Genomic DNA, 25,722 nt, shown 5'->3' on the forward strand with positions numbered 1-25,722 from the left:
GAGAGCAATGACGTTTCCTGCATTGAGCGTATGGTTAACGGAACCATCAACGGCCGCAGTAGAGATGGCAAAGCTAGCCGGTTACGACACCGTCGTTCTCGATGTTGAGCACGGACTGTTTGATCTGGCGGCACTGGACTGGCTGGTCCCCGGCATTCGAGCCCGGGGCATGGACGTGATCGTCAAGGTCCTGGGACCCGAGCGTGGCCCCATCCAGCAGGCCCTCGACTTTGGTGCGAATGCGGTTGCTATTCCCCACATCGAGTCAGTCGAGCACGCACGAACGGTTTGTGGTTACGCAAAGTTCCCGCCGCTCGGCGACCGTAGCTTCGCCGGTGGTCGCACCTCGAACTACCGGGGATTCACTGACGAATGGGTGACGGCTCAGGATACCGAAACCAAGTGCTACGCCATGATTGAGGATGCTTCTGCCTTTGAGCAGGTTGACGGAATCCTCGAGCTTGACGTCGTTGACGGAATCTTTGTTGGCCCCTCCGACCTGAGCCTCCGCGTTGATCGCGGCGCCTACAGCGTGACCGAAGCGGATCTCGCAGATATCCGTCATCTCGCACATGCCGCAAAGAAGGCAAACAAGCCTTGGATCTTGCCGGCATGGAGCGAAGCAGAACAGAAACTCGCCTACGTAGAAGGCGCATCCACCATTGTTCTCGCCATGCAGTACGGCGCGATTCTCAATGGATTTACCCAGACACTGAACAATTTCCACACCATGACGAAACGGAAGAACTCATGACTTTGAAAGCCGCTGTACTCCAATACAGCCCCTCCGACGATAAGGCCGCGAACCTCGAGCTCATTGAAAAGCTCGTGCGTGAAGCAGCGGGCGATGGCGTTCGACTTGCAGTCCTGCCCGAATACGCAATCTTCACCGTGGCAACCATGGATATGCGATTCGTCGAAAGTGCAGAAACGCTTGATGGTCCCGCGGTCTCGCTTCTGAAGAGCCTGTCCGCTGAACTTGGCATCGCCCTTGTCGCTGGCATTAACGAGGTTGCGAACGAGACCCACGTGTACAACACCCTCGTCGGAATCGATGAAGGCGAAGTGAAGGCAACCTACCGTAAGGTCCACCTGTACGACGCATTTGGATATAAGGAATCAGACCGCGTGCTCGCTGCCGATCCCGGTAACGGTGACGTATTCAAGGTCGATGGATTCACGGTTGGAATGCAGACCTGCTACGACCTGCGCTTCCCCGAGACTTCGCGCGCACTGATTGATACTGGTGCTGACGTCCTTGCACTGCCCGCCGAATGGGTGCCTGGACCGCTGAAGGAATACCACTGGAATACCCTCATCCGGGCCCGCGCAATCGAAAACACGGTCTACGTGCTCGCAGCCGACCAGTGCGCCCCGCACGGTGCAGGTCAGTCTGCGATCCTCGACCCCATGGGTATTGCACTCGCCCAGGTTGGTGAGATCCAGGGAATCGGTTCTGCCACGCTCACACAGGAGCGCCTCGCAGCGGTTCGGAAGACCAACCCCGCTCTCAGCCTGCGCCGTTACAAAGTTGAGGTCGTTGATGGCTAGGCGCAAGGGAATGGCGGCGACGTTGATCGCCGGCCTTGCGCTGGCTACCACCGCCGCCTGCAGCGAATCCGATGCCGAGTACGTGCTGCACTACACGACATATTCGAGCTCCTCATCCGACCAGTCACGGTCGGCACAGCGATGGGCTGAAGAGGTTGAGAAGCTGACGGACGGCGAAGTCCAGGTGGTCTTCCACTATTCGCAAAGCCTTGTTGGTGCTGATGAAACCGTGCAGGCGACTCTTGATGGGCGTGCAGATGTTGCGCAGGTCGGATCGATCTATGCGGCATCCGACCTGTCGATGTACACGGTGATCGAGCTGCCGTTCGAAACCCAGAACCCCGAGGCCCATATGAGGACCATTTTTCGCCTGTACGAGGAGAGCCCCGGCTATCGGGACGACTTCGACAGGCAGGGCGTGCGACTCCTCTTCCCGCTACCTTTGGGAATCATGGCGATGGGCCTCAACGAGCCCGCATATTCCCCGGATGATCTTTCCGGTCGGTCAATCCGATCGGGCGGTCTCGCTTCCGAAGTGCTGCTCGACTCCGGCGTCAATCCGGTGGCAATGACAGCCACGGATATTTACGAATCCATGGAGCGTGGAATTGTTGACGGTTACACGGCACTCGCTCTTGCAAACCTGTCAACCTTTGGCCTGACCAAGGTCAGTCCGTACATCGTTGATCCGGGGATCGGTGCCTATTCAAGCTCGATCGTTGTTATCAACGAGGAGCTGTATCAGTCCATGCCCAAGGAATACCAGGACGCTATCGACCAGGCATCTGCCATGGGTATCGACTTTGGTTTGGAAGAAATGGATGTGGCAGCAAAAATTGCTTGCGATGAATTGGATGCAGCCGGTTCAGAGTTCATTTCTTTCAGCGATGCAGATGTCGAGGCGTGGGCGGAAGAATCCAAGATCGCCGACGAGTGGGTCGCGCGCTACGATGAGCGCGGCTACGACGCGCAATCGGTTCTCGACGACTACCGCGAAATTCTGGCAGACGAGGAAACAAAGTCTGACTACGACGATCCGCTCGTGGCTTGCATGGGAGGCACACTGTGAGAACCATTCCTAAGCCCCTGCAGATCATCTCCCAGGCACTTGTTGTGATCTCGGGAATTTTGCTCCTGTTCCTTATTTTCCTCACCGTTGGTGACGTCCTCGGGCGTACCACTGCCAACAAGTCCATCGTTGGCGCCGTCGATATTTCCACCCTCGCACTCGTCGCGATTGCATTCCTGGGGCTTGCCGCGGCAGAAATCGATGGTAGGCATGTCTCGGTTGACCTGGTGGAAATGAACCTGCCAGCAAAACTCCGCATCGCTCTTGCCGCGCTACGGACCGTCCTCCTCGCCCTCCTCGGGCTCGTCCTTAGCTGGGGACTGTGGGACAGCATGGTTTCCGCTTTCGATCGCATGGAAACGACGAACGGCATTTTGAGGCTTGCGACGTGGCCTGCGAAGGGAGCTCTCGTTGCATCCTTCGTCCTGTTCTTCATCGTTGCGATCTGGAAATCGATTAATGAGTTCCTGGATATGAGGGACGGTATTGGCCTCGACGGCGACTCAGTCATTGTTCAGCAGGCCCAGTTTGAAGCCGAAGAGTTCACAGGCACGGTGAACAAGGGCTACACGGCTACGAATGAAAGGGAGGAATCATGAGCGGAGCAGCCGTAACGGCACTCATTACCGTCATTGTCACGTTCCTCGTATTGCTCGCGATTCGCTTCCATGTGGGCCTGTCGCTCATGCTTGCCGGAATGGTTGGCGTTGTCATGCTTCGTTCCACGAATGCGGCAATCTCAACCGGAGCAAACTCTCCCTTCTCCTCAGCGGCAGACTTCTCTCTTGTCATTATCCCGCTGTTTATCCTCATGGGTATCTTCGCGGTGAAATCGGGTCTTGCCCAGGCAGGCTTCGATATCGCCTCCCGGCTTTTGCGGAAGCTTCCGGGTGGTGCTGCTCTCGCATCGCTCGCAGGCTCTGGCCTGTTTGCGGCAGTGACGGGCTCTTCTGTTGCCACTGTTGCGACCCTTGCTCGCGTATCAACCGATGCGATCGTTAAGGCCGGCCACAGTGTCAAGCTCGCTGCGGGTGTTGTGAGTGCGGGTGGTACTCTCGGAGTTCTCATCCCACCCTCGATTGTCCTCGTGCTTTACGGGGTTGTGACGGAAGAGTCGATCGGTCAGCTGCTTCTGGCAGGTATCGGACCCGGGCTTGTTACCATCCTCGCCTATGGCGTGACGATCATTCTTCTTGTTCTGCGTGAGCGGAAGAAGACCGCGAACACGGATGATCCTCCCATCAAGCGTGAGGAAGCTGCCGCGAAGGAAGCCAGCAAGATCAAGGCTGACTGGATGGGCGGCGCATACCTGGTCGTAATCTTCGGAGTCTCGATCGGGACGATTTACGCCGGAGTCGCAACACCGACCGAAGCTGCCTCCTTCGGTGCGCTCGCGGCACTGATCATTCTCATTCTTCGCACCCGTTTTTCGAAGCTACTCGGTGCACTCAAGGAATCGCTCATCGAATCGATCGGTTTGACGTCCATGACATTCCTGCTGCTGGCAGGCGCGGGAGTCTTCACTTACTTCCTGGCGCTGTCGGGTGCGTCATCCGCTCTCGTGAATGCAGTTATTTCGGCAGATCTTGGGCCCTACGTTGTGCTCGCGCTCTGCCTCGCCATCCTCATTCCCATGGGGATGTTCCTGGACGGCATTTCGATGATCCTCATCGCCGCCCCGCTCCTGCACCCCATCCTCACCAGCTATGGATTCGACGCGATCTGGCTGGGCGTGCTCATCGTCAAGGTGGCGGAAATGGCGCTCATTACACCGCCGGTCGGTATGAATGCCTTCGTCTATTCGGGAACGGTCAAGGAAGTCGGTCTTGGCACCACCTTCCGCGGCATTGTCCCCTTCATCCTCGCCGACCTCATAGTTGTCGCGATCCTCATCATCTTCCCCGACATCGTCACGTTCATCCCGAACCTGTCGGGTGCTAACTAAGGAGAACAGTGTTCATTCAAAATCCTATGCCGGAACAGATCGACCCCTCGATTGTTGAGGAACTGTCAGGTACCTGCGTGTCGACCCTCGGCCACCTGCGTGACGACGGGTTTGCAAAGGGGCTCGTCCCAAACCGGCGCCCGGTTAAGTTCGTTGGTACAGCCGTCACGGTTCGTATCCCTCACATGGACTCGACAGCGGTACACGTTGCTGCCGACCTGATCCGCCCCGGTGACGTCCTCGTCCTCGACCAGAGTGGTGACACGGAGCGTTCCGCCTTCGGCGGACTCGTCTCCTACACCGCGAAGGCCAGGGGAGCGGTCGGTGCCGTCATCGATGGTGCAATCAACGACTACGATGAGACACTCGCGTACGATTTCCCGATCTTCTCACGCGGCTTTAGCCCCATCACCACCCGTATCCTCGGAATCGAAGGAGCGATCAACGTTCCGGTTTCTGTGTGCGGTGTTGTCGTTCGCCCTGGTGACGTGGTGTTTGCAGACTCCGACGGCGTTGCATTCCTGCAGCCCCACGAGGCGGTTGGTCTCGGTGCAATTCTTGCAGGCAAGGAAGCTGCAGAGATTCCGGCACAGAAGGATATCTCAGCCGGCGGCTCCATCGCGGAATTCTCGGGTGCAAAAGCACTGTTTGACGCAAAACTCCAGAAGTAAAACTCAGGTAACCAGACCTTTTGATCAAGAGATTTCCGTATTGGGTATAGATTTCTGATCTCGTGGTTATTGGGAACGGCGAGGGGGTGTGAGACAAGCTCAGGCTTGTTTCACACTCCCATTGCTATGTCGAAACGACGAAGAATGCGAGTAACGGTTATTCACACGCTCACCGCTGCCGAACCTTCTCAGCCCTGACCAGTTTCAACCAGTATCACAGGTTCCCGATCGCGTTGATGACGTGATCCCAGAACCTGTCCACATCAATTCCCGTGGCAACGTGGGTGTTCTTGTCGGGGTTGATCCAGGGCCTGCGGTCTACGAGGGTCATGCCAGTCGTATACTTACCTGCCGTTTCAACGAAGATGGGCCGGTGTTCCGTGGCGAGAATACCCGGGTCGATAACGTGGGCGACTGCCACGGGATCGTGAACCGGGGGAGCGGCGAACTGTTGCTCACGTTGGTTTGACCTAATAAAGAAAGCCATCAGATCATCAACAAAGGAACTGATCGGCGTGTTGAGTGCCCGGATTTGGTCCAGTACGTCGGGTGTTGCCTGGGCTTCATGGGTGACATCCAAGCCCACCATGGTGACCTTCCACGGCGCTGAAAAGACAATGTCCGCAGCCTCGGGATCGACAAGAATGTTGAATTCGGCAGCGGCCGTGGCGTTACCAACGCTGGCGCCCCCACCCATAAGACTCACCTCGGCAACCCGGGAGGCGATCTCGGGCTGTTTCTGCAGTGCGGATGCAATGTTTGTTAGTGGCCCGGTTGGTACCAGGGTGATGGTTCCCGGATCTGATTCCATGATGGCGTCGATGATGAGGTCAACTCCGTGACGCGGATCGAGATCCATTGCTGGATCTGGCAGTGTCACACCGTCGAGCCCCGATTCGCCGTGAATCTCGGGAGAGGTGACGAGGTTACGGTTGAGCGGCCCATCGTGTCCCGCAGAGATTGGGGCAGTGATTCCAGCGAGCGTTGCCAGGCCGAGTGCGTTCCGGGTGACCTTCTCCAGGGTTTGATTGCCGCCCACGGTTGTGATTGCACGCAAATTGATGTCGTGGTGACCTGCTGCCAGCAGGATTGCAATCGCATCATCATGCCCTGGATCGCAGTCCAGGATTATGTCTTTTACCATTTGCGCCTACTTTCTGTCTGGCAAGCACCATGTCCACCGGTGTACATCGCCTTGTGTTTACTTCTTCATGACCAACCCAGCCTAGCCGTGGGGGAACTGATGCTCGGATGTGCTGTGATGGGTGATGTTGTTGTGCAGGCGGGTAGTGGCGTTATTGTCCTGCGATGATTATTCCGTGACCGTGAGGAATGGGAATGATTCGATCTCGGCTCGCTGATCCACGGTCATGAACTCGAAGATCGTCGCAACAATTTGGGAGTTCTGATCCATAGTGGAGGCGGGGATGTAGGAGAACAGTTCGTGCATGACCAGGTCGTAGGCTTCCTCTTCTAGGCGCAGAGCAGTCTCGGATCCCGGGTCTGCCAAGAACCAGTCGGGGAGTGTAGCGAATGCTTCCCTGTTATCGACTGTGCCGGAGTCAAGGATCTGGCTGGTGTAGGCGTTGAGGAGCGCAATGCGGTTGGTGATCCGCTCGGGCGAATCCAGATGAGGAGCAGCGGTCTCCAGCCACTGGCGGGCTCGATCAAATTCGATTAGTGACGACTCCGATGACAGCTCGGCGATTTCTGCTGGGGTGAGGGGAGTGGCTGAAAGCCCGCTCCCTGACTCTGCCTCGTCACCGGCACCACTTGCAGTCTCGTCCGTTGATTCACCTTCGTCCCCGGGTGCGTCACTGCTGTCGTCACCGCTGTCGTTACCGCCCTCACTTTCCACCGCGGTTGTATCGGCGGGGAGGGAGTCGTAGGCGACCTGTTGGCGAATGAGGATGGAGGCGTAGAGGGGAGCGTCCGCAGGGTCTCCCTCTTCGAGTGCCAGCTGGGTGTGGGAGATGGAGGTGGCGAGGAGCTCGCGAACATCGGATGAAGCCGGTTCGGGTGCGGGCGGGTTTGTGGCGCCCTCGGGTACCTCGTCCGGCCAGGGAACCCAGACATCACCGATCGTATCCAGGTGATCGGAGGCCATCGTTGCAACCGTGGAGTAATTCTCTCCACCCGCTGTGGCTGCTTCGTAAAGGTCACGGTAGGCGTATGCCGCGTCTTGGCGAGCAACCTCGTCGGCGCTCGCGGGTGGCGGATCGTTCGGTCCTGTATCGAGCCGGGTGCCGAAGATGACCATGGCGAGAATGAAGATGGCGATACCAATGGCAACCGATAGCGCGAATGCTGGTGTGCTGAGCCCCTTGCGATTGGTCATGGCTCAATAGTGCCACAGGCGTACGGATTGGCAGGTGACGAATCTGGGAGTGCCAGGGTGTGCTCGCGGTGGCGTGCCAGGTAACCTAGACATCATGAATGACGTCAAGAACCTCCACGAGATCCTCGCTCCCGTCGTGGAGCAAACTGGTCTGTACCTGGAAGAAGTTGAGCTGAAGCCCGCGGGCAAGCGCACTCTCATGCGCGTCACCGTGGACCTTGGTGATGGCCCGGGGGGAGTGGATTCCGATCTGCTCGGTGATGTCACCCGAGCTGTCTCTGCGGCGCTCGACAAGTCGCCGGCCGCCCCGAAGGGACAGTACGTTCTTGAAGTCACCACCCCGGGAGCAACCAGGAAGCTGACAACACCTCGCCACTACCGTCGTGCGGAGGGCAGAATCGTTATTGTTACCACGGACTCGGGCCAGCTTCGGGGACGCGTTGAATCAGTCGGAGACGATACACTGACCATCAGCACAGACGGGCAGTCGGAGGAAATCGCTTTCTCCGATATTGTTAGTGCCCGCATGGACGTCGAACTCTAGGAGTACCCGTGGATATTCAGATGAGCGAGCTGCGAATCGTCGAAGCAGAGCTCGGAATCAGTGTTGACGTTCTCGTCGGTGCTATCGAAGACGCACTTTTGCACGCCTACCACCGCGTACCCGGAGCAATCGATCAGGCCCGTGTAGAGCTGGACCGCGTGTCCGGCAAAGCCACCGTGTGGGCCGTCGAATTCGATGACGACGGTAATCCCGCCGGGGAGTTTGACGATACCCCGAACGATTTCGGTCGTATCGCCACCTCAACCGCCCGTTCGATCATTGCTCAGCGACTGCGTGATGCTGAAGCTGACCGGGTTCTTGGCTCCTTCAAAGGCAAGCAGGGCTCCGTAGTCTCCGGTGTTGTCCAAGCCGCCCCGCCCCGCTCCAATCCCGACGACCTCTTTGTCAACGTTGGTGAGCACGAAGCGATCCTGCGGAAGGACGAGCAGGTCCACTCCGAACGCTTCCGTCACGGGGATCGCTTGCGCGCCTACGTTGTGGATGTGTCCGTTGGTCACCGCGGTGCCACCGTGCGCCTGTCCCGCTCCCACCCGGAACTCGTGCGCCGCCTCTTTGAGGCCGAAGTGCCCGAAATCGAGGGTGGCGACGTTGAGATCGTTGCGCTTGCACGCGAGGCAGGGCACCGCACCAAGCTTGCCGTGTGGAGTGCCGATGAGTCCCTCAATGCGAAGGGCGCCTGCATCGGCCACAACGGCCAGCGCGTGCGGGCTGTCATGGAGGAACTGAATGGCGAGAAGATCGACATCGTTGACTACGATGACGACCCGGCCCGCTTCATCGCCGCCTCCCTGTCGCCTGCCAAGGTCAGCCACGTCGACATTCTTAGCCTTGACAACCGTCAGGCCCGCGCCATCGTCCCCGACGATCAGGCTTCCCTCGCTATCGGCAAGGAAGCGCAGAACGTGCGCCTCGCAGCGAAGCTGACCGGATGGTCGATCGATATCCGGAAGGAATCCGAGATTCTTGCCGCCCGTGCAGAGGCTGAGGAACGACGTGCCGCACTTGCTGCTGCGGCAGAGGCCGCGGAAGCTGATCTGGACGAGGCAGATAGTTCGGACTTTGATGAAGAAAATCCCGTATCTGAGAACTGAGACATCTCACACCTTGTAAACAAGGTAGTTGGAATGTGAGCCGGAATTGATAGACTGGCTGATGGTTTACGTCGCTGGATGGATGGACAGGTGTTGACTCACATACCTCAACGCATGTGCATCGCATGCCGACAACGCGAACCCCGATCCGTCCTGATCCGGCTCGTGGCACGGCAAGACAAGCTTGTTGTAGACCCCGAGGCGATGCTTCCAGGGCGAGGTGCGTGGCTACATCGTCGCCGCGACTGCCTGGACAAGATGCTGAAATCCCGGTCCTATGGGCGCCTGTCTCCACAGGCGACCGACACGACCGAGGTAAGCGCCTGGTTCGATCACGGCTCAACCGGAGCCATGACCCAAGAAGCGACGAAGAAAGCGGGTAGAGAGCCGATGGGCGCCCGATGAGTACCCAGCGATGAGCTGCCAGCAATAACGGGTCTGTCGCACCTGCGCGGACCCCACACGAAGGAGAAATGTGGCAAAAGTCCGCGTCCACCAACTCGCCAAAGAGCTTGGTATCCAGAGCAAGGAACTGCTCGCATACCTAGCCGATGCAGGCGAGTTTATTAAATCTGCGTCATCGACGCTCGAGCCTCCCGTTGAGATGAAGGCTCGTGAACACTACAAGGCAACCGCGAAGCAGGAAGCTCCGAAGGCTGCCCCGAAGACAACCTCGGCTCCCAAGCCGGGACCCAAGCAGGCGGCCACGCCTGCCGCGAAGCCTGCCGACAAGGAGGCAGCTCCCGCGACCGAGACGGCCAAACCGGCCGCTCCCAAGCCCGGCCCGAAGACGGCACCAAAGCCCGCCGGTAACCGTCCCGGTCAGGCCGGCGGTCCTGCTCAGGGTGCTCCCGGTGCAGGCGGTCCGAATAGGGGCCGTCCGCAGCGCGGTGGTACCGCTGGTGCGTTCGGTCGTGGCGGCGGCCGTCCCGGTAAGGGACGGAAGTCGAAGCGGGCGAAGCGTCAAGAGTACGAGCAGCAGCATGCACCGATGGTGGGTGGCGTTCGCGTCCCCCGCGGTGACGGTTCCACCGTTATCCGTATCCGCTCCGGTGCTTCGCTTGCCGACTTCGCTGAAAAGATTCAGGTCGATCCCGCAGCACTCGTGACGGTCATGATCACCCTCGGTGAAATGGTGACCGCCAACCAGTCCCTGGACGAAGACACGTTCAAGGTGCTAGGTGCCGAGCTCGGGTACGACATTCAGATCCTGTCCGCCGATGATGAGGACCGTGAGATTCTCGAATCCTTCAACATCGACCTCGAAGCAGAAGATGCTGAAGAGGACGATGAGGATCTGCTCCCGCGTCCCCCGGTCGTCACCGTCATGGGTCACGTCGACCACGGTAAGACCAGGTTGCTTGACGCCATTCGTTCCGAAGAGGTTGCGGCCGGCGAAGCCGGCGGCATCACCCAGCGCATTGGTGCCTACCAGGTATCGGTTCAGCACGATGGCGAAGAGCGCGCCATCACCTTCATCGACACACCCGGTCACGAGGCGTTTACGCAGATGCGTGCCCGTGGTGCCGAGGTCACGGACATCGCGATCCTCGTTGTCGCAGCGAACGATGGTGTCATGCCCCAGACCGTTGAGGCATTGAACCACGCTCAGGCTGCCGGTGTGCCGATCGTTGTTGCGGTCAACAAGATTGACGTTGAGGGGGCTTCCCCGGACAAGGTCCGCGGTCAGCTCACCGAATATGGTCTCGTTGCCGAAGACTACGGTGGCGACACTATGTTCGTGGACGTGTCCGCGAAGCAGGGTCTCCACATCGACGAGCTTCTCGAAGCTGTTCTGCTGACCGCAGATGCTGCTCTCGAGCTCAAGGCGAACCCGAACAAGCCGGCACGTGGCGTCGCGATCGAATCGAAGCTCGACACGGGCCGCGGTTCCGTCATCACCGCTCTCGTCGAGTCCGGTACGCTCCGTGTCGGCGACCCGATCGTGGCTGGTTCCGCACACGGTACGGTCCGCGCCATGTTCGACGACAAGGGCAACTCGGTTGAAGAGGCGGGTCCGTCAGATCCGGTTCAAGTTCTTGGCCTGGCATCCGTGCCGAGCGCCGGTGACGGTTTCCTCGTCGCCGAAGACTCGCGTCAGGCACGACAGATCGCCGACAAGCGTGAGGCAGCCAAGCGTGCGGCAACGCTCGCGAAGCGCCGCAAACGCATCTCCCTCGAAGACTTCAACGAGGCACTCAAGGCCGGTCAGGTTGAAACCCTCAACCTCATCATCAAGGGTGACTCCTCGGGTACGGTCGAGGCTCTCGAGTCCTCGCTTCTCGAACTGGAAGTTTCCGACGAAGTGGCGCTCAACATCATTCACCGCGGTGTTGGTGCGATCACCCAGAACGACGTCAACCTGGCAACGGTCGACTCGGCTGTCATCATCGGCTTCAACGTCCGCCCCGCGGAACGTGTCGCCGACTACGCGGATGCCGAGGGTGTGGAAATGAAGTTCTACACCGTCATCTACGACGCCATCGACGACGTGGAAGCAGCCCTGAAGGGTATGCTCAAGCCCATCTACGAAGAGGTCCAGCTCGGTACCGCGGAGATCCGTCAGATCTTCCGTTCCGGCAAGTTCGGCAACATTGCCGGCTCGATGGTCACCTCTGGCACGATCAAGCGCGGCAGCAGCGCCCGCCTCGTACGAGACGGCGTTGTCATCACCCCGAATCTCGAGATTGTCTCTCTCCGCCGTGAGAAGGATGATGTCACCGAGGTCCGTGAAGGCTTCGAGTGCGGTATCACGCTCGGCCACAAGGACATCGCCGAAGGCGACATCATCGAGACGTTTGAGATGCGGGAGAAGCCCCGCGACTAACGACAGGCAGGTGGGCCCCGGCGGGGCCCACCCCTGGGAATGAGGAAATTCCATGGCTGAGAACCCTCGCGCACGCAAGGTCGCCGACCGCATCCACGAGATCGTGGCCGTCATGATCGATCGCAAGCTCAAGGACCCGCGCCTGGGCATGGTGACCGTCACCGACGTGCGCGTCACCGGTGACCTGCAGAACGCCACCATCTTCTACACCGTTCTCGGTGACGAAGCGGACCTGCGTTCCTCCGGTGCTGCGCTCGAATCCGCGCGCGGCATGATCCGTTCCGAGGTGGGTAAGCAGCTGAGCCTGCGACTCACCCCGACAATCGATTTCGTTGCCGACGCACTCCCCGTCACAGCCCAGAGCATCGAGGATGCTCTGGTGGCTGCACGAGCACGTGACGCAGAGCTTGCTCGGCAGCGTGAAAATGCTGCCCCCGCGGGTGACGCCGATCCGTACAAGAAGCCGGCTGACGAAACCGAATGATCACAGTTCCTCGAGGAACCGCCCCAGCAGGGTCCGGGATCCTCGTTGTTGACAAGCCCGCCGCTGCCACATCCCACGATGTGGTGGCGGCGGTCCGCCGTCTCGCAGCCACCCGCAAGGTCGGTCACGCCGGCACTCTCGACCCGGCCGCAACAGGCGTTCTTGTCCTCGGCATTGGTGCGGGCACGAAACTTCTCACCTACCTGTCCGGAGCCGATAAGGACTACGAGTCCAGGTTCCGCTTGGGTCAGGAAACAGATACTGAGGATGCTGATGGCCAGATCCTCTCCACGCCCGGTATTGCCGCGACCGATGAAGAAATCGATGAGGCACTCCGTGCTCTCAACGGCCCAATCGACCAGGTGCCGTCCGCGTACTCCGCCAAGAAAATTGACGGGAAGCGCGCCTACGACCTCGCTCGGGCCGGAGAAAAGGTTGAGCTCAAGGCCGTCCCCGTCACCATCGACCGGCTCGAGCGGACGGGCCCGGTTGACCGACACGATAACCTCGCAGACTTCGATATCGAAGTTACGTGCTCGACCGGCACTTACGTGCGTGCTCTCGCACGGCAAACTGGCCAGCTACTCGGCAGTGAAGGCCACATCAGACAACTTCGTCGTACGAGAGTTGGTGGCTTCACCCGCCACGAAGCATCCGCGATCGAAGAACTCAGTGCTCAAGCCGAACAGGGCGCGATTGAGGTGGTGGGGATGGCGGAGGCCGCGAAACGCTCCATGCCCCACGTCGAAATCTCCGCGAAACAGGAGCAAGCGGTGAGATACGGGCAGTTCATCACGGTCGAAGCCGACTCGTTCCCGCTTGCGCTGATCCGCGATGACCGTCTCATTGCCATCGGAACCCGGCGCGGCAACCAGGTCGGCCCCGCAACCGTTTTCCAAGACTGAACCGAACCGAACCCATGTCCATCTGAGCTTGAGCGTGACTGGAGAAACTTGATGCAGTGTCCCGTTCTTGACGGAAAGTTGCGCCCAGTCGCGAATCCACTGCACTAGGCCAGTGGCTGTGGCTCGCCGGTGGAATCCTGAGTCAGGTGAAGGGCGAGCCACAGAATCGATGCATCGGAGGTCCGGCGCGGATCAAGCCCCGTCAGCTCGGTTAACTTATTGAGCCTGCCAGTGAGCGTGTTCTTGTGAATGAACAGGAGCTGTGCCGCTTGAGAGAGAGCGCCGTTCGTATCGAAATAGGCTCGCAAGGAACGGAGAGTTTCGTCGCGCGACTCCGCCGGGATTCCGCCAAAAACACGGGAAATAAAAGACAGGCGTTCGCGTTCTGGGATTGATGCAAGGAGAAGTTCGAGGGTGAGCTGATCGAACCGATGCACATCGACAGCGGACCTTGTGCCGTAACTCAATGCTCGCTCGGCCTGGGACATGGCCTCGGGGGCCGGAATGCCACCGCCCGAAATACCGACAACAAGCCTCATCGGTGAAGTGTTTCGCACATGCTCCGCCGTGTTCTCGAGACCCTCAACGATCGATGTGAGGAACCGGTCGGATTCAGAACTTTTGTCGGTGCCGTGCACGTGCGGTGAGCCGGATTGTTGATTCGTACTACCTCCCGTGCAGGGGAAGAGCATGACGATGCGGGAATCGAGGAGGGCGGTGGTGGCACCAAGGCGGTGTGCCCTCTCCATGGCAAGTTCGCTGATCCGATCAACCTCCGCCTGCCGAGAGACGATCATTGTGTGGGCACCCATGGGGGAGCGGTGGAGCACCTGAGCGGTGGCAACGATGTAGTGAGATCGGACGTCAATATCGAAATCACTGCCCTCGGTGATCAGCTCCTTTGTCACCTCCCGTGCGTCTCGGAGCCAGGCTTGGAGGAACCGCGTGTAGGAACGGCCGTGACGCTGCGCCCTTTCTCTCGACTGCGTCTCGCGAAGAAGAATCTCCGTCATCTTCTGCAACACGTGGGCGGGGGTCGTGAATGTTGCTGGGCTTCCCGTAATTCCGAGCACTCCCGCGATTCTTCCCTCCACCCAGATCGGCAGGTTCAGTCCCGGACGCACGCCTGGGATCTTGTCAGTGGGCCGGATAATGAGCCGGTCGAGCTCCTCGACAACGATGCGCTCCGCGCCCAGGTGATGATTGCCAACGCGATTGGGGTCGGTGCTCGCAATGATGATTGCGGACTGATCCATGAGGTTGACGTCCTCACCCAGCACGTCGCTGATCTCGGTGACGATCCGCTGCGCGTTCTCCAATGAAATCTGCATGATGTCCCATCCCCAGTAGCGCCCCGCTACGACTACTCGGCCCTGCACAACCCGTTCCACGCCACGTTGTGGAAGAGACTTAAGCCTACTGACCAGTAACCATAGCCGCTTATGGTCTGGAGCACATAGAAATTAAGAAATTCAGGTCTGGGGAACGTCGACAATGCGAGTGGGGCGCTCCTAAGGTTTGTCTGTATATTCCCTGAAGGTCTCAAGCAAAGGAGCTGACATGACCGGAATACCTTTGATCCTCGTTCTTGTTGCGGCGATCATCGTCATGATCGCCATGATTTCGATCTGGAAGGTTCACCCCTTCATTTCCATCATGCTCGTCGCCCTCACATTCGGGCTCATCGGCGGCATTCCCCTCGTTGACCGGAAGGTCGATGGGGAAGTGGTGGAGCAGGGCATCGCCACCGTTATCGGTGCCGGATTCTCCGGTACGTTCACCTCGATCGGTATCGTTATCATCCTCGGTGCCCTGATCGGCCTCATTCTGGAGAAGACCGGTGCCGCCTTCCAGATTGCTGACGCGATCGTGCGCGTGATCGGAAAGAAACGCCCAGTCCTTGCCACGCAGCTCATGGGCTGGGTCGTCTCCATTCCCGTCTTCTGTGACTCCGGCTTCGTGATCCTCAACCCGATCAGGCGGGCACTCGCACGCCGGACCGCGACCTCGTCGGTGGCCATGACCGTGGCACTCTCGGCGGGTCTGTACACGGCCCACGTGTTTATTCCTCCCACCCCGGGCCCGATCGCTGCCGCGAACACCCTGGGCGTTGGTAACAACCTGCTGTTGGTCATGTGTATCGGCCTTCTTGTCTCGATCCCGGCTCTCATCGTGTCGTACTTCTTCGCCCTCTACATCGGTAAGCGCGTGAAGTCGACGGAAGACGAGATCATCGAGGACGAGGCCGTTCTCGAGGGCGCCTACGAGGAGCTCCGTGCCTCCTACGGCAAACTCCCCTCAATCGGTGCATCCTTTGCTCCGATCGTTGTCCCGATTCTTCTCCTCGCACTCGGCTCGATCGGCTCGGTTCTCAAGTGGACCGGATTCCTTGGCGACATTGTCGGATTCTTCGGCACCCCCGTCATCGCACTCGCGGTCGGCGTGCTCTTCGCTGCAATCACGATCGCGACCGTCGGCAAGGGCAAGCAGATGTACGACATCACGGATGAGACGCTTCGCACGGTCGGCCCGATTCTCTTCATCACCGCCGCGGGTGGTGTGCTCGGCAAGGTCATTTCCTCCACTGACGTCGTTGTTTACATCCAGGACAATGCGACGAGCTTTGCCTCGGTTGGCCTCTTCTTCCCGTTCCTTATTTCCGCGATCCTCAAGACCGCGCAGGGTTCCTCCACGGTTGCACTCGTGACCACCGCGGGTATTGTTGCTCCGCTCCTGCCCACCTTGGGACTGGAAACTCCACTGCAAATCACGCTTGCGGTTATGGCGATCGCGGCGGGTGCCATGACGGTGTCGCACGCGAACGACTCCTACTTCTGGGTTGTCACCCAGTTCGGTGGTATGACGCCCCAGCAGGGCTACCGCACCCAGACCGTGGTGACGGGTCTCATGGGCGTGACGTCGATGATCTTCATCTGGCTGCTCGGCCTCGTCATCGTATAGCACACCAAATACTAAGATCACCGGAACTGGCCGCCGATAGGCATGAACGGTCCGGCCGGCCCGAATCGATCGACCGGACCTCCCTCCGCGGCGCCACTACGATTGTTTGTGTCGCCCAGGTAGAAAGATCTCTCCATGCGTAAGATTATTGTCATTCCCGACTCCTTCAAGGGCGCCCTCACTGCCACCGAGGTATGCTCTGCCATCACCGCCGGCATCCAGTACGTCAGCGATGCTGAGGTGGTGCAGGTACCGGTTGCTGACGGAGGGGAGGGTACGGTCGAGGCGATGTTGGCAGCGGCCGGCGGGGAGCTAGCCAGCGCCGAGGTGTGCGGCGTGTTCCCGGGAGAAACCGTTACCGCTCACTACGGGTTGCTCAGCGACACGGATGCGGTGGTGGAGATGGCGGAATGCGCCGGCCTACCACTGGCGGAGGGCCGGAAGGATGCGCCAGCGACCACGACCTATGGTGTAGGGGAGCTCATCCGCCATGCGATCGGTTCGGGCCGCTCCCATATCATCGTCGGTGCAGGTGGCAGCGCCACAACGGATTTGGGATGTGGGGCGGCTGCCGCTCTCGGCGTCCGGTTCTATAACGGGTCGGATGAGGAGTTCGTTCCCGTCGGCGCCACGCTCACAGACGTGGCCCGTATCGATGCCACCGGCGCGGAAGAGATTCTCTCCGGTATCTCCGTCACCGTCATGTGCGACATCGACAATCCTCTTGCCGGCCCCAACGGTGCCGCCTATGTCTTCGGTCCTCAAAAGGGAGCCGATCCCGACACGGTGAAAGAGCTGGATTCCGGTCTTATCCACGTGGCCGACATCATCAAACGCGATCTCGATATCGATATCGCTCAGGTCCCCGGAGCGGGGGCAGCCGGGGGACTTGGTGGAGGCCTTCTTGCTTTCACCGGCGCCGAGCTCCGGCCCGGAATTGATACCCTCCTCGACGCCGTATGCTTTACCGACATCATCAAGGACGCGGACCTCATCATCACGGGCGAAGGTCAGATCGACGGCCAGTCCCTGTCGGGGAAGGTGCCGGTAGGAGTATCCCGCTGGGCAGCCAAGCATCGGGGGCCCAACCTCCCCGTCGTGGTCCTTGCAGGATCCATTGGCGAGGGGATCGATGACGTCTACGCCGAGGGTGTTACCGCTGTGTTCCCCATAGCTCGGCGCCCCGGTTCCCTTTCGGAAGCGATAGAGCACACTGCCGAAAACCTCACCGCCACCGCGAAGGACGTTGCCCGGCTCACGGCTTTCCTCACGTAGGATCGGTTATTTTCGGCGACAAATGAGTTTTTGGTGGAGCGGTTATTCCGGCGAAGTATTTGGTCGTGACCTCTAGCGCCCAACTAATGTTTGTCACTAGATGGCGTCAGCTTCTTCGGTCCAGCGGATCAGGCCGCGCGGGATCTTCTCCTTGCCGATCACGTCGTCGACAAGACCGTGATCGATGAGCCGGTCCGAGGTCAAGATTGAGATTGCGCCGGTCGGTTCGAGGATGATCGCCGAGATCTGATCGTTGGATTGGATACCCGCCAGGCGAAGCTTTGACTGGAGTTCGTCACGACTGATTCGGGTCCTCCGAAGCGCATCCTCGAGGGGCTTCGATCCTGCATACAGCAAAATCGGCTGGTTGTTTACCCAGTACTCGCCACGCTTCGTGTGGGCGATCTGTCCGATCGTTCCCTGTAGAGCAACAAGTGTCAGGAAAGCGATGATGCCGGTTGTGAGGGTGGGGCCCGGACCCAGGGTGGCACGGCCGATAATGGCACCGAAGATGATTCCCGCCAGCATGTCGAAACTCGTTAAACCCGTGAGCACTCGAGCACCAAGTATTCGTGACACGAGAATGACAAGAAGGTACATGACGGTCGTGGCGATAATTGTCGCCAGCGCACCTTCCGGGGTAATAAACAGCCATTCCAACAGAATCTTGGTATCCATAGAACAAGCTTGCCAAAGCCCAAGCTGATCAACCGAGAAAAGGAGAAAACAGACACCGGGCAGGTGTTTTCGTTGGATATCGTATAGGGAGAGATGGCGGTCGTTGGAAGAATCAAAACACGTGCCCGCAAGTCATGCGGAAGCACGGACCGGATGACGTACGAGGGACCGGTTTACCGGATGGCCAGTCGAACGGTCAGTGGAATGCTAGTCCTGCAGACCAATGCTGGAAGTGTTGCAGAATTTTGTCGAGCATCACCTACGTCCCTGTTTCTCCAAGTGCATACGGTTCCGCCTCGGTGGGTGGATCGACGTAGACTGTGCCCATGAGTCAAACCTGTGCATGTGGAAAGCGCGAAGTATCGGCAGCATCCAGCGGATGTGGCTGTGGAGGTCACGGTCACGCCCACGGTGGCGGCCACGGTCATTCCCACCAGGGTGGCGGTTGCGGATGCGGCGGTCACGGACGAACCGTTGACCCGAACATTGTGGACCGGTCCGAGGGCCGCCAGCAGCTTGGCCTGCGGTCTGGCCGATAATGCAGATTTGGCGACAGCCCAGCGATATTCCCGCTGACCTTGCGGGCTCCGTTGTCACGATCGGCGTGTTTGATGGAGTCCACAAGGGACATCGTGCCGTCATCACCGAAGCGGTCCGGCAAGCCCGCGAGAGGGACCTGCCCTGCATAGTTCTCACCTTCAATCCCCACCCTGCCACCGTTCACAATCCGGGTTTGACGGTCCCGCTTGTTATTTCTGTTGAAGACAGGATGAGAAGGCTTGAGGCCCTCAACGTGGATGCCACCTACCTTCAGCACTACACCCTGGACTACTCCACCGCGACGGCACGGGAGTTTGTGGTCGACCAGATCCTTGGGCAATTGAAGGCTCGCGCGGTGGTTGTGGGGGAGGATGCTCGGTTCGGTTCGGGTAACGAGGGCGATGTCGAAACACTCTCCGATCTGGCTGACGAACTGGGCTTCGAGGCGACCGTGGTACGGGATCTGAGGGATGATTCGGGACGCCGCTGGTCATCAACCTGGCTCAGGGAAATTCTCGACCGCGGAGACGTCAAGGCCGCATCGAAGGTTTTGGGGCGCCTGCACCGATTGCGCGGGGAAGTGGTGCACGGACACAAGCGCGGCCGCGAACTCGGCTTCCCAACAGCCAACCTCCAAGCATCCTCCGCCGGTGTTGTGCCGAAGGATGGGGTGTATGCCGGGTGGCTGGTACGGACCGTCCCGGGAATGAAGGCGGTCGAGAACCTGCCCGCCGCGATCTCGATTGGCACGAATCCGCAGTTCAACGGCGAGGGTCGTACCGTGGAAGCACACGTCCTCGGGAGGGCGGATCTGGACCTTTACGGGGAGAAGGTCGCGATCGATCTCGTCTCGTACCTGCGCCCCATGGTCACGTTTAATTCCGTTGAGGAACTGCTGGAACGCATGGACGAAGACCTGCGGCAAACCGCCCTCGCACTCGGTGTCCCGGTCAGCGGTAGGGTCGACCCCGAGCAGGTGACCGCGGGAACCGACGTTCGTCGGCAAACCCCGTAGCGCACAGACTAAACCCCGTAATGACCGCTCCGGGCCCCGTCAGGATGAGCCCGGAGCTCTCCCGATTTGAATGTCCTTCGTTGTCAAGGTCACCGAAAGTCGACATGTGGGTGGGCGGACATCGTGTTACGATTGCTAGGCCGTCAGATCGGCCACGGATGCGTCATGCCCGGGAGAACAGGCCCCGGAGCTCTGTGCAACGGAAAGAAAATGGAGAATCAATGGCTCTCTCAGCTGAAAAGAAGCAGCAGATCATTAAAGAATATGCCACCCATGAGGGTGACACTGGTTCGCCCGAAGTGCAGGTAGCGCTCCTGTCCGAGCGTATCACCAACCTGACGGAGCACTTCCGTTCACACAAGCACGACCACCACTCGCGTCGCGGACTGATGCTTCTCATCGGTCAGCGCAAGCGACTGCTCAAGTACCTCGCAGACGAAGACATTGAACGCTACCGTGCGCTCATTGCACGTCTCGGTTTGCGACGCTAAACTCACCGGCCCGGACCATCTGGTCCGGGCCAACCGCTGTCTAGACACAGCACATTCACTGAAGAAAAGACGAAGGGGTGTGCGGCGACTGGTCTTCGGTTGCATGTTACGGAACGAAGGGGTCCGTGGCTGGCAATCGATGACCGTTACCGGCCCCGTAATGAAAGGGGAACCATGGAAGGTCCCGATGTGAAATTCTCTGAAGCAATTATTGATAACGGTGCGTTCGGTACTCGCACGATCCGTTTCGAAACCGGGCTTCTTGCCCGCCAGGCCGCCGGCAGCGCCATGGCCTACCTCGATGGTGAGACCGCGATCCTGTCCGCCACCGCTGTCTCCAGCGCACCGAAGGATCACTTTGATTTCTTCCCGCTGACCGTTGACGTCGAGGAACGCTCATACGCGGCCGGTCGTATCCCGGGCTCGTTCTTCCGCCGTGAAGGCCGCCCCGGCACGGACGCCATCCTCGCCTGCCGTCTCATTGACCGCCCGCTCCGCCCCGCCTTCGTCAAGGGCCTGCGTAATGAGGTTCAGGTTGTTGCGACGGTCATGGCCGTGCACCCGGATGACGCCTACGACGTTCTGGCGATTAACGCCGCCTCAATGTCCACCACCCTGTCGGGACTGCCGTTCTCCGGCCCCATCGGCGGTGTCCGCATTGCCCTCATCGACAACCAGTGGGTGGCTTTCCCGCGCTTCTCCGACCTGCCCCGCGCATCCTTCACCATGGTCGTTGCCGGCCGTGTCGTCGGTGACGACGTTGCCGTCATGATGGTTGAGGCCGAGGCCGGCGAATACGCCTGGGACCTCATCCAGGACGGTGCGCAGGCACCGACCGAGGAGACCCTGGCCGAGGGCCTCGAAGCCGCCAAGTCCTTCATCCGCGTCCTCTGCGATGCTCAGCAGGAGCTCGTCGACCAGGCCGGTAAAGAAACCCAGGACTACCCGCTTTTCCTGCCCTACACGGACGAACAGTTCGAGCGTGTTGAGAAGCAGATCGGCGATCGCCTGAACCCCATCCTCCAGCTCGTCGGCAAGGCAGAGCGCGATGATGCCCTGAACGAACTCACGACCCACGTCGTGGCCGAGCTGTCGAAGGACTACCCGGAAGGTGAAGGCGAGCTCGCTGCCGCCGTTAACTCCGTCTTCAAGAAGCAGATGCGTCACCGCGTCCTCACGGACGGGGTTCGCATGGACGGACGTCAGCCCGCCGAGATCCGCTCGATCACGGCCGAAACAAACGTCCTGCCCCGCGTGCACGGCTCCGCCCTCTTCCAGCGCGGCGAAACCCAGATCATGGGTGTTACCACGCTCAACATGCTGAAGATGGAGCAGCAGCTCGACAACCTCTCCCCGCAGAAGTCGAAGCGCTACATGCACCACTACAACTTCCCGCCCTACTCCACCGGTGAAACCGGCCGTGTTGGCTCCCCGAAGCGCCGCGAAATCGGTCACGGCATGCTCGCAGAGCGTGCCCTCGTGCCCGTCCTGCCCTCGCGTGAAGACTTCCCGTACGCGATCCGTCAGGTCTCCGAAGCTCTCGGGTCCAACGGCTCCACCTCGATGGGTTCCGTCTGTGCATCGACCCTGTCGCTCCTCAACGCCGGTGTGCCCCTGCGCGCCTCCGTAGCCGGTATCGCCATGGGCCTCATGTCTGAAGAGATCGACGGTCAGCAGCGCTACGTTGCCCTCACCGACATCCTCGGTGCAGAAGACGCACTGGGCGACATGGACTTCAAGGTTGCCGGTACTCGTGAATTCGTGACCGCCATCCAGCTCGACACGAAGCTCGACGGCATCCCCGCACAGGTTCTTGCCGCAGCTCTTGGTCAGGCACGCGATGCTCGTCTCGCGATCCTCGACATTCTGGATGACGCGATCTCGGTTCCGGACGACATGAACGAAACCGCACCCCGCATCATCACCATCAAGATTCCCGTGGACAAGATCGGTGAGGTCATTGGCCCCAAGGGCAAGATGATCAACCAGATCCAGGAAGACACCGGTGCCGAGATCACGATCGAAGACGACGGTTCGGTCTTCGTTGGTGCCACCACCGGCTCCGCCGCCGAGGCAGCCCGTCAGGCCATCAACTCGATCGCGAACCCGACTATGCCCGAGGTGGGCGAACGCTTCGTTGGAACGGTCGTCAAGACCACCTCCTTCGGTGCCTTCGTTTCCCTCACCCCGGGCAAGGACGGCCTCCTCCACATCACCCAGATCCGTCGCATTGTTGGCGGCAAGCGCGTTGAGAACGTCGAAGATGTTCTCAACGTGGGTGACAATGTGCAGGTTGAGCTCGCCGAGATCGATCAACGCGGCAAGCTCTCCCTGCACGCCGTCGTCGAAGGTGAAGAAAACCAGGACGACGACGTTGAGACCGACGCACAGGACAACGGTGGTAACGGCGAGAACGGCCAGGACGAGCAGGCGGAGCGTAAGCCCCGTAACCGTCAGCGTCGCCGCACCCGCAAGTCCGACGAAGACTAATCCCTTCCCCGAGTTACTTACTCACAACTGAAGGAGTTCAGTGGGCCGGCCAACATGGCCGGCCCACTGCCGCATATGACATACACAGAAATTTCCCTCCACGACCAAGAGATTGACGTTGAGGATTCGGGAGCGCACCTGCGCCGCACCATCCGACACGGCATCCGCTTCATCACCGAACACATCCCAAGCCAGCGTTCTGTCGCGCTCGGTATGTGGATCGGAGCGGGATCGCGGGACGAGATGCCGGGACACGAGGGATCCACGCACTTCCTGGAACATCTCCTGTTCAAGGGCACCCGCACCCGGTCAGCCACAATGATTGCCGAAGAGCAGGACTATCTCGGTGGTGACTTCAATGCCATGACCGCGAAGCAGTTCACCGCCTACCACGGCCGCGTGTTTGACGAGGACCTAGCTCCCGCCGTGGATCTGCTCGCTGACATGGTGACCTCCGCGAGGCTGGATGAACAGGATATGCTTGTCGAGCGGGGCGTGATCCTTGACGAGCTTGCGATGTACGCCGATGATCCGAGCGACGTTGCCCACGAGGCGCTACCGGGAGCGATCTTCGGGGACCACCCGCTCGCACGGCCGGTGGGTGGCACGAGGGAGTCGGTCACGAACTTGGCCCACTCAGCCCTTCTCGAGCACTACCGGGACCACTACCATGCTGGCGAACTCGTCGTCACGGCCGCAGGATCCGTCGACCACGAGACGTTCGTGGAGACAGTTCTTGCTGGGCTGCGTAAGTACGGGTGGGAACTTACGGGGGAGGAGTTTGTTCCCCGTAGAGTTGAGACTCCACTTAGCTACAGTCTTTCCAATAAGACTATCCAGCAGACCTCCGAGCAGGCGGTCGTGCTGGTTGGCATGCCCGGCGTGACGCATCTGGATCAAAGACGCCCCGCCCTTCTTGCGGCCCTCACCATCCTCGGTACCGGATCGTCCTCGCGGCTCTTCCAAGAGATCAGGGAAAAGCGCGGCCTTGCTTATTCCGCCTACTCTTTTGCTTCCTCTTACGAAACCGGTGGCTTCGTTGCTCTCGGGGCACCCACGTCACCCAAAAACGTTCAGATCGTTGCGGAGCTCATGAACGAGACACTGGACGGCATTGTGGGCTCGGTGAAGGAATCCGAAGTGGAATCCGCGTACCGCAGGCTGCGGGCTGGAGCGGTGTTTGATGCGGAGGCGGTCCAGCAGCGCATGCTCCGCCTCGGGCTTGCCGAACTCTCCACCGGACGCCTCATCTCCCTCGACGAAGCGCTCCGCCGCCAAAAAGCTGTCACCCGCGACGACATCGAAGAGGTGCTTGCCATGCTGACCGTGAACGAGCGAGCCTGCGTCACCGTCGGGCCGATAGGATAGCGACCATGAAGGTAGCAATCATTGGAGCTAAGGGCCGCATGGGACATGCTATGGCGGCAGGGGTCTCAGAAACTGACGGACTCGAACTCGTCGCACAGCTCGATGCTGGTGACCCGATCACGACCAAGACTCTGGGCGGGGCAGAAGTCGCAATCGAGTTCACGAGGCCCGATGCGACTCTCGACAACGTCCTTGCCCTGATTGAGGCCGGCGTACACCCTGTTGTCGGAACGACGGGATGGACCGACGAGGCGCTAGCCAAGGTTGAAGAGAAGCTGGCCACCAAGCCCGGCCTCGGAGCGGTCATTTCCCCGAACTACGCACTATCAGCAGTCCTCTCCATGGCATTTGCTGCGAAGGCTGCTCGCTACTTCGAATCAGCCGAAGTCATTGAGCTTCATCACCCGAACAAGGTCGATGCGCCCTCCGGCACCGCCATCACCACCGCCAAGCACATCGCCGAAGCGAGGCGCGAAGCGGGCTTGGGGCAGATGCCGGACGCGACCGAAACGGATCCGGATGGTGCTCGCGGTGCCAACATTGATGGAGTGCGCGTTCACGCCGTACGGCTGCGCGGACTGACCGCACACGAGGAAATTGTATTCGGTAACCCCGGTGAGCAGCTCACCATCCGCACCGACTCTTTCGATCGTGGCTCGTTCTGGCCCGGCGTGCTCCTCGCCATCCGCGAGGTGACCAAGCGTCCCGGACTCACGTTCGGACTCGACAAGCTCATGGACATCTAAGCCCAGGCATCAACGAGTAAGGTCCCGGTTCTGACCAGAACATTTTGGTTCTGGTCAGAACCGGGACCTTACTTTCTAGAAGTTAATTGAATGGAGCCTAGTGATGGTGTCCAGTGTGATCCTCGGGCTCCAGGACCGTGTACCAGCACTGTTCGGTGACGAGGTCGGTGCCAAGCTCGAGGGAACGCTGGATGCCGCGGGGAGCAAAACCAGCCCCCTGGAAGAAGCGGGTCTTGGCTTCATCGCCGACCATGATCCACACCTGCATCTCACCCGCATGGTCCTGCTCCGCGAACTCTGCGATGGCGGCGAGGAGCCTGGAGCCGTGGCCCTTGCGGCCGTGCTTTGCGGGGACTTCAAGGGCAAGAATCTCGATGGTGCCGGGATTGTTCTCGGGAGCACCGATGAGAGCCTGGTCGGCGGGAGCAGCGGCGGCGAAGCCGACGATCGCAGCACCTTCAACCGCAGTCAGTGTCCGGTAGGTGGGTGCCGGCGGGGCAGAGACGGATAGAGACCAGTTCTTCGAGAGGTTTTCTGCAGACAATTGCTCAGCAACCTCATTGGGAAGATCGTGCCCGAGGGCCGCCTCGAGGGTGGCTTTCATCGTTGCCGAATGAATATCACCCACGAAGGGGATGTCGGAGATGATGGTGGGGCGAACGAATGAATCGGGAAGAGCTGCAGTCACCCACCTAGAGTATCGACCAACCCC

At 59.9% G+C, this 25,722-nt stretch carries 25 protein-coding genes; 20 read left to right on the top strand and 5 right to left on the bottom strand.

From position 1 onward, the window contains the following. The first annotated feature begins 7 nt into the window (after positions 1-7). The 6 genes from BN1241_RS09555 to BN1241_RS09580 are packed head-to-tail and all read left to right on the top strand — an operon-like array spanning position 8 to position 5,236. Complete coding sequence (locus BN1241_RS09555; RefSeq protein ID WP_054953368.1) at positions 8-754, top strand: HpcH/HpaI aldolase family protein; 747 nt, start codon at positions 8-10, stop codon at positions 752-754. Next, the gene (locus BN1241_RS09560) at positions 751-1,551 is read left to right on the top strand and encodes a carbon-nitrogen hydrolase family protein (RefSeq protein ID WP_054953369.1); all 801 of its coding nucleotides are present in this window, start codon (positions 751-753) and stop codon (positions 1,549-1,551) included. Before BN1241_RS09555 ends, BN1241_RS09560 begins: the two co-directional genes overlap by 4 nt. Continuing rightward, complete coding sequence (locus BN1241_RS09565; RefSeq protein WP_054953370.1) at positions 1,544-2,620, top strand: C4-dicarboxylate TRAP transporter substrate-binding protein; 1,077 nt, start codon at positions 1,544-1,546, stop codon at positions 2,618-2,620. The genes BN1241_RS09560 and BN1241_RS09565 overlap by 8 nt, the downstream gene beginning before the upstream one ends. After that, a complete protein-coding gene (locus BN1241_RS09570; RefSeq protein WP_077138348.1) occupies positions 2,617-3,219 on the top strand; it encodes a TRAP transporter small permease in 603 nt (200 codons plus the stop codon). Before BN1241_RS09565 ends, BN1241_RS09570 begins: the two co-directional genes overlap by 4 nt. Further along, the gene (locus tag BN1241_RS09575; protein ID WP_054953371.1) at positions 3,216-4,565 is read left to right on the top strand and encodes a TRAP transporter large permease; all 1,350 of its coding nucleotides are present in this window, start codon (positions 3,216-3,218) and stop codon (positions 4,563-4,565) included. Before BN1241_RS09570 ends, BN1241_RS09575 begins: the two co-directional genes overlap by 4 nt. 8 nt (positions 4,566-4,573) lie before the next feature. After that, on the top strand, positions 4,574-5,236 hold the full coding sequence (locus tag BN1241_RS09580; RefSeq protein WP_054953372.1) for an RraA family protein: 663 nt from the start codon (positions 4,574-4,576) through the stop codon (positions 5,234-5,236). A gap of 214 nt (positions 5,237-5,450) precedes the next feature. Here the strand turns inward: BN1241_RS09580 and BN1241_RS09585 are convergent, their stop codons facing one another. Both BN1241_RS09585 and BN1241_RS09590 read right to left on the bottom strand, forming a co-directional pair. After that, entirely contained in the window at positions 5,451-6,380 is a 930-nt protein-coding gene (locus BN1241_RS09585) for a nucleoside hydrolase (protein WP_054953373.1), read from the bottom strand. 168 nt (positions 6,381-6,548) lie between these two features. Next, a complete protein-coding gene (locus tag BN1241_RS09590; protein WP_054953374.1) occupies positions 6,549-7,574 on the bottom strand; it encodes a hypothetical protein in 1,026 nt (341 codons plus the stop codon). 94 nt (positions 7,575-7,668) lie between these two features. Here BN1241_RS09590 and BN1241_RS09595 point away from each other — a divergent pair, with 94 nt between their 5' ends. The 6 genes from BN1241_RS09595 to truB all read left to right on the top strand — a co-directional run bounded on the left by BN1241_RS09595 (position 7,669) and on the right by truB (position 13,446). Further along, a complete protein-coding gene (locus BN1241_RS09595; RefSeq protein WP_054953375.1) occupies positions 7,669-8,118 on the top strand; it encodes a ribosome maturation factor RimP in 450 nt (149 codons plus the stop codon). 8 nt (positions 8,119-8,126) lie between these two features. Beyond that, the gene (gene nusA, locus BN1241_RS09600; RefSeq protein ID WP_082418303.1) at positions 8,127-9,230 is read left to right on the top strand and encodes a transcription termination factor NusA; all 1,104 of its coding nucleotides are present in this window, start codon (positions 8,127-8,129) and stop codon (positions 9,228-9,230) included. Between the two features lie 114 nt (positions 9,231-9,344). After that, a complete protein-coding gene (locus tag BN1241_RS13635) occupies positions 9,345-9,635 on the top strand; it encodes a YlxR family protein (protein ID WP_054953376.1) in 291 nt (96 codons plus the stop codon). A gap of 70 nt (positions 9,636-9,705) precedes the next feature. Next, positions 9,706-12,057 carry a translation initiation factor IF-2 gene (infB, locus tag BN1241_RS09610; RefSeq protein WP_054953377.1) on the top strand — a complete coding sequence of 784 codons (2,352 nt, stop codon included), beginning with the start codon at positions 9,706-9,708 and terminating at the stop codon, positions 12,055-12,057. A gap of 52 nt (positions 12,058-12,109) precedes the next feature. Next, positions 12,110-12,541, top strand: a complete 432-nt coding sequence (rbfA, locus tag BN1241_RS09615; RefSeq protein ID WP_054953378.1) for a 30S ribosome-binding factor RbfA — start codon at positions 12,110-12,112, stop codon at positions 12,539-12,541. Then, positions 12,538-13,446 carry a tRNA pseudouridine(55) synthase TruB gene (gene truB / locus BN1241_RS09620; protein ID WP_054953379.1) on the top strand — a complete coding sequence of 303 codons (909 nt, stop codon included), beginning with the start codon at positions 12,538-12,540 and terminating at the stop codon, positions 13,444-13,446. Before rbfA ends, truB begins: the two co-directional genes overlap by 4 nt. Positions 13,447-13,550: 104 nt before the next feature. Here truB and BN1241_RS09625 read toward each other — a convergent pair whose 3' ends face one another. Beyond that, a complete protein-coding gene (locus BN1241_RS09625; protein ID WP_147599388.1) occupies positions 13,551-14,837 on the bottom strand; it encodes a CdaR family transcriptional regulator in 1,287 nt (428 codons plus the stop codon). A gap of 169 nt (positions 14,838-15,006) precedes the next feature. Here BN1241_RS09625 and BN1241_RS09630 point away from each other — a divergent pair, with 169 nt between their 5' ends. Together BN1241_RS09630 and BN1241_RS09635 are read left to right on the top strand one after the other, a co-directional pair. Continuing rightward, the gene (locus BN1241_RS09630; RefSeq protein WP_054953381.1) at positions 15,007-16,407 is read left to right on the top strand and encodes a GntP family permease; all 1,401 of its coding nucleotides are present in this window, start codon (positions 15,007-15,009) and stop codon (positions 16,405-16,407) included. A 135-nt stretch (positions 16,408-16,542) separates the two neighbouring features. Continuing rightward, positions 16,543-17,682: a glycerate kinase family protein gene (locus tag BN1241_RS09635; RefSeq protein WP_054953382.1), complete on the top strand. Its 1,140-nt coding sequence runs from the start codon at positions 16,543-16,545 to the stop codon at positions 17,680-17,682. Between the two features lie 96 nt (positions 17,683-17,778). Here BN1241_RS09635 and BN1241_RS09640 read toward each other — a convergent pair whose 3' ends face one another. Further along, a complete protein-coding gene (locus BN1241_RS09640) occupies positions 17,779-18,360 on the bottom strand; it encodes a DUF421 domain-containing protein (protein WP_054953383.1) in 582 nt (193 codons plus the stop codon). A 326-nt stretch (positions 18,361-18,686) separates the two neighbouring features. Between BN1241_RS09640 and BN1241_RS13040 the strand changes: the two genes are divergently transcribed. The 6 genes from BN1241_RS13040 (at position 18,687) to dapB (ending at position 25,010) form a co-directional block, all read left to right on the top strand. Next, complete coding sequence (locus BN1241_RS13040; RefSeq protein WP_077138349.1) at positions 18,687-18,899, top strand: hypothetical protein; 213 nt, start codon at positions 18,687-18,689, stop codon at positions 18,897-18,899. Then, entirely contained in the window at positions 18,899-19,915 is a 1,017-nt protein-coding gene (locus BN1241_RS09645; RefSeq protein ID WP_054953384.1) for a bifunctional riboflavin kinase/FAD synthetase, read from the top strand. The genes BN1241_RS13040 and BN1241_RS09645 overlap by 1 nt, the downstream gene beginning before the upstream one ends. Before the next feature lie 221 nt (positions 19,916-20,136). Further along, positions 20,137-20,406 carry a 30S ribosomal protein S15 gene (gene rpsO / locus BN1241_RS09650; protein WP_054953385.1) on the top strand — a complete coding sequence of 90 codons (270 nt, stop codon included), beginning with the start codon at positions 20,137-20,139 and terminating at the stop codon, positions 20,404-20,406. 174 nt (positions 20,407-20,580) lie between these two features. Then, positions 20,581-22,896, top strand: a complete 2,316-nt coding sequence (locus BN1241_RS09655; protein ID WP_054953386.1) for a polyribonucleotide nucleotidyltransferase — start codon at positions 20,581-20,583, stop codon at positions 22,894-22,896. 75 nt (positions 22,897-22,971) lie between these two features. Next, the gene (locus BN1241_RS09660; RefSeq protein ID WP_054953874.1) at positions 22,972-24,264 is read left to right on the top strand and encodes a M16 family metallopeptidase; all 1,293 of its coding nucleotides are present in this window, start codon (positions 22,972-22,974) and stop codon (positions 24,262-24,264) included. A gap of 5 nt (positions 24,265-24,269) precedes the next feature. Continuing rightward, positions 24,270-25,010 carry a 4-hydroxy-tetrahydrodipicolinate reductase gene (gene dapB, locus BN1241_RS09665; RefSeq protein ID WP_054953387.1) on the top strand — a complete coding sequence of 247 codons (741 nt, stop codon included), beginning with the start codon at positions 24,270-24,272 and terminating at the stop codon, positions 25,008-25,010. Between the two features lie 97 nt (positions 25,011-25,107). On the opposite strand, the gene BN1241_RS09670 is transcribed toward dapB, so the two are convergent. Beyond that, a complete protein-coding gene (locus BN1241_RS09670; RefSeq protein WP_054953388.1) occupies positions 25,108-25,698 on the bottom strand; it encodes a GNAT family N-acetyltransferase in 591 nt (196 codons plus the stop codon). Positions 25,699-25,722 lie beyond the last annotated feature (24 nt).

The organism is Flaviflexus massiliensis (assembly GCF_001375495.1).
In the GTDB taxonomy this organism is placed as follows: Bacteria; Actinomycetota; Actinomycetes; order Actinomycetales; family Actinomycetaceae; genus Flaviflexus; species Flaviflexus massiliensis.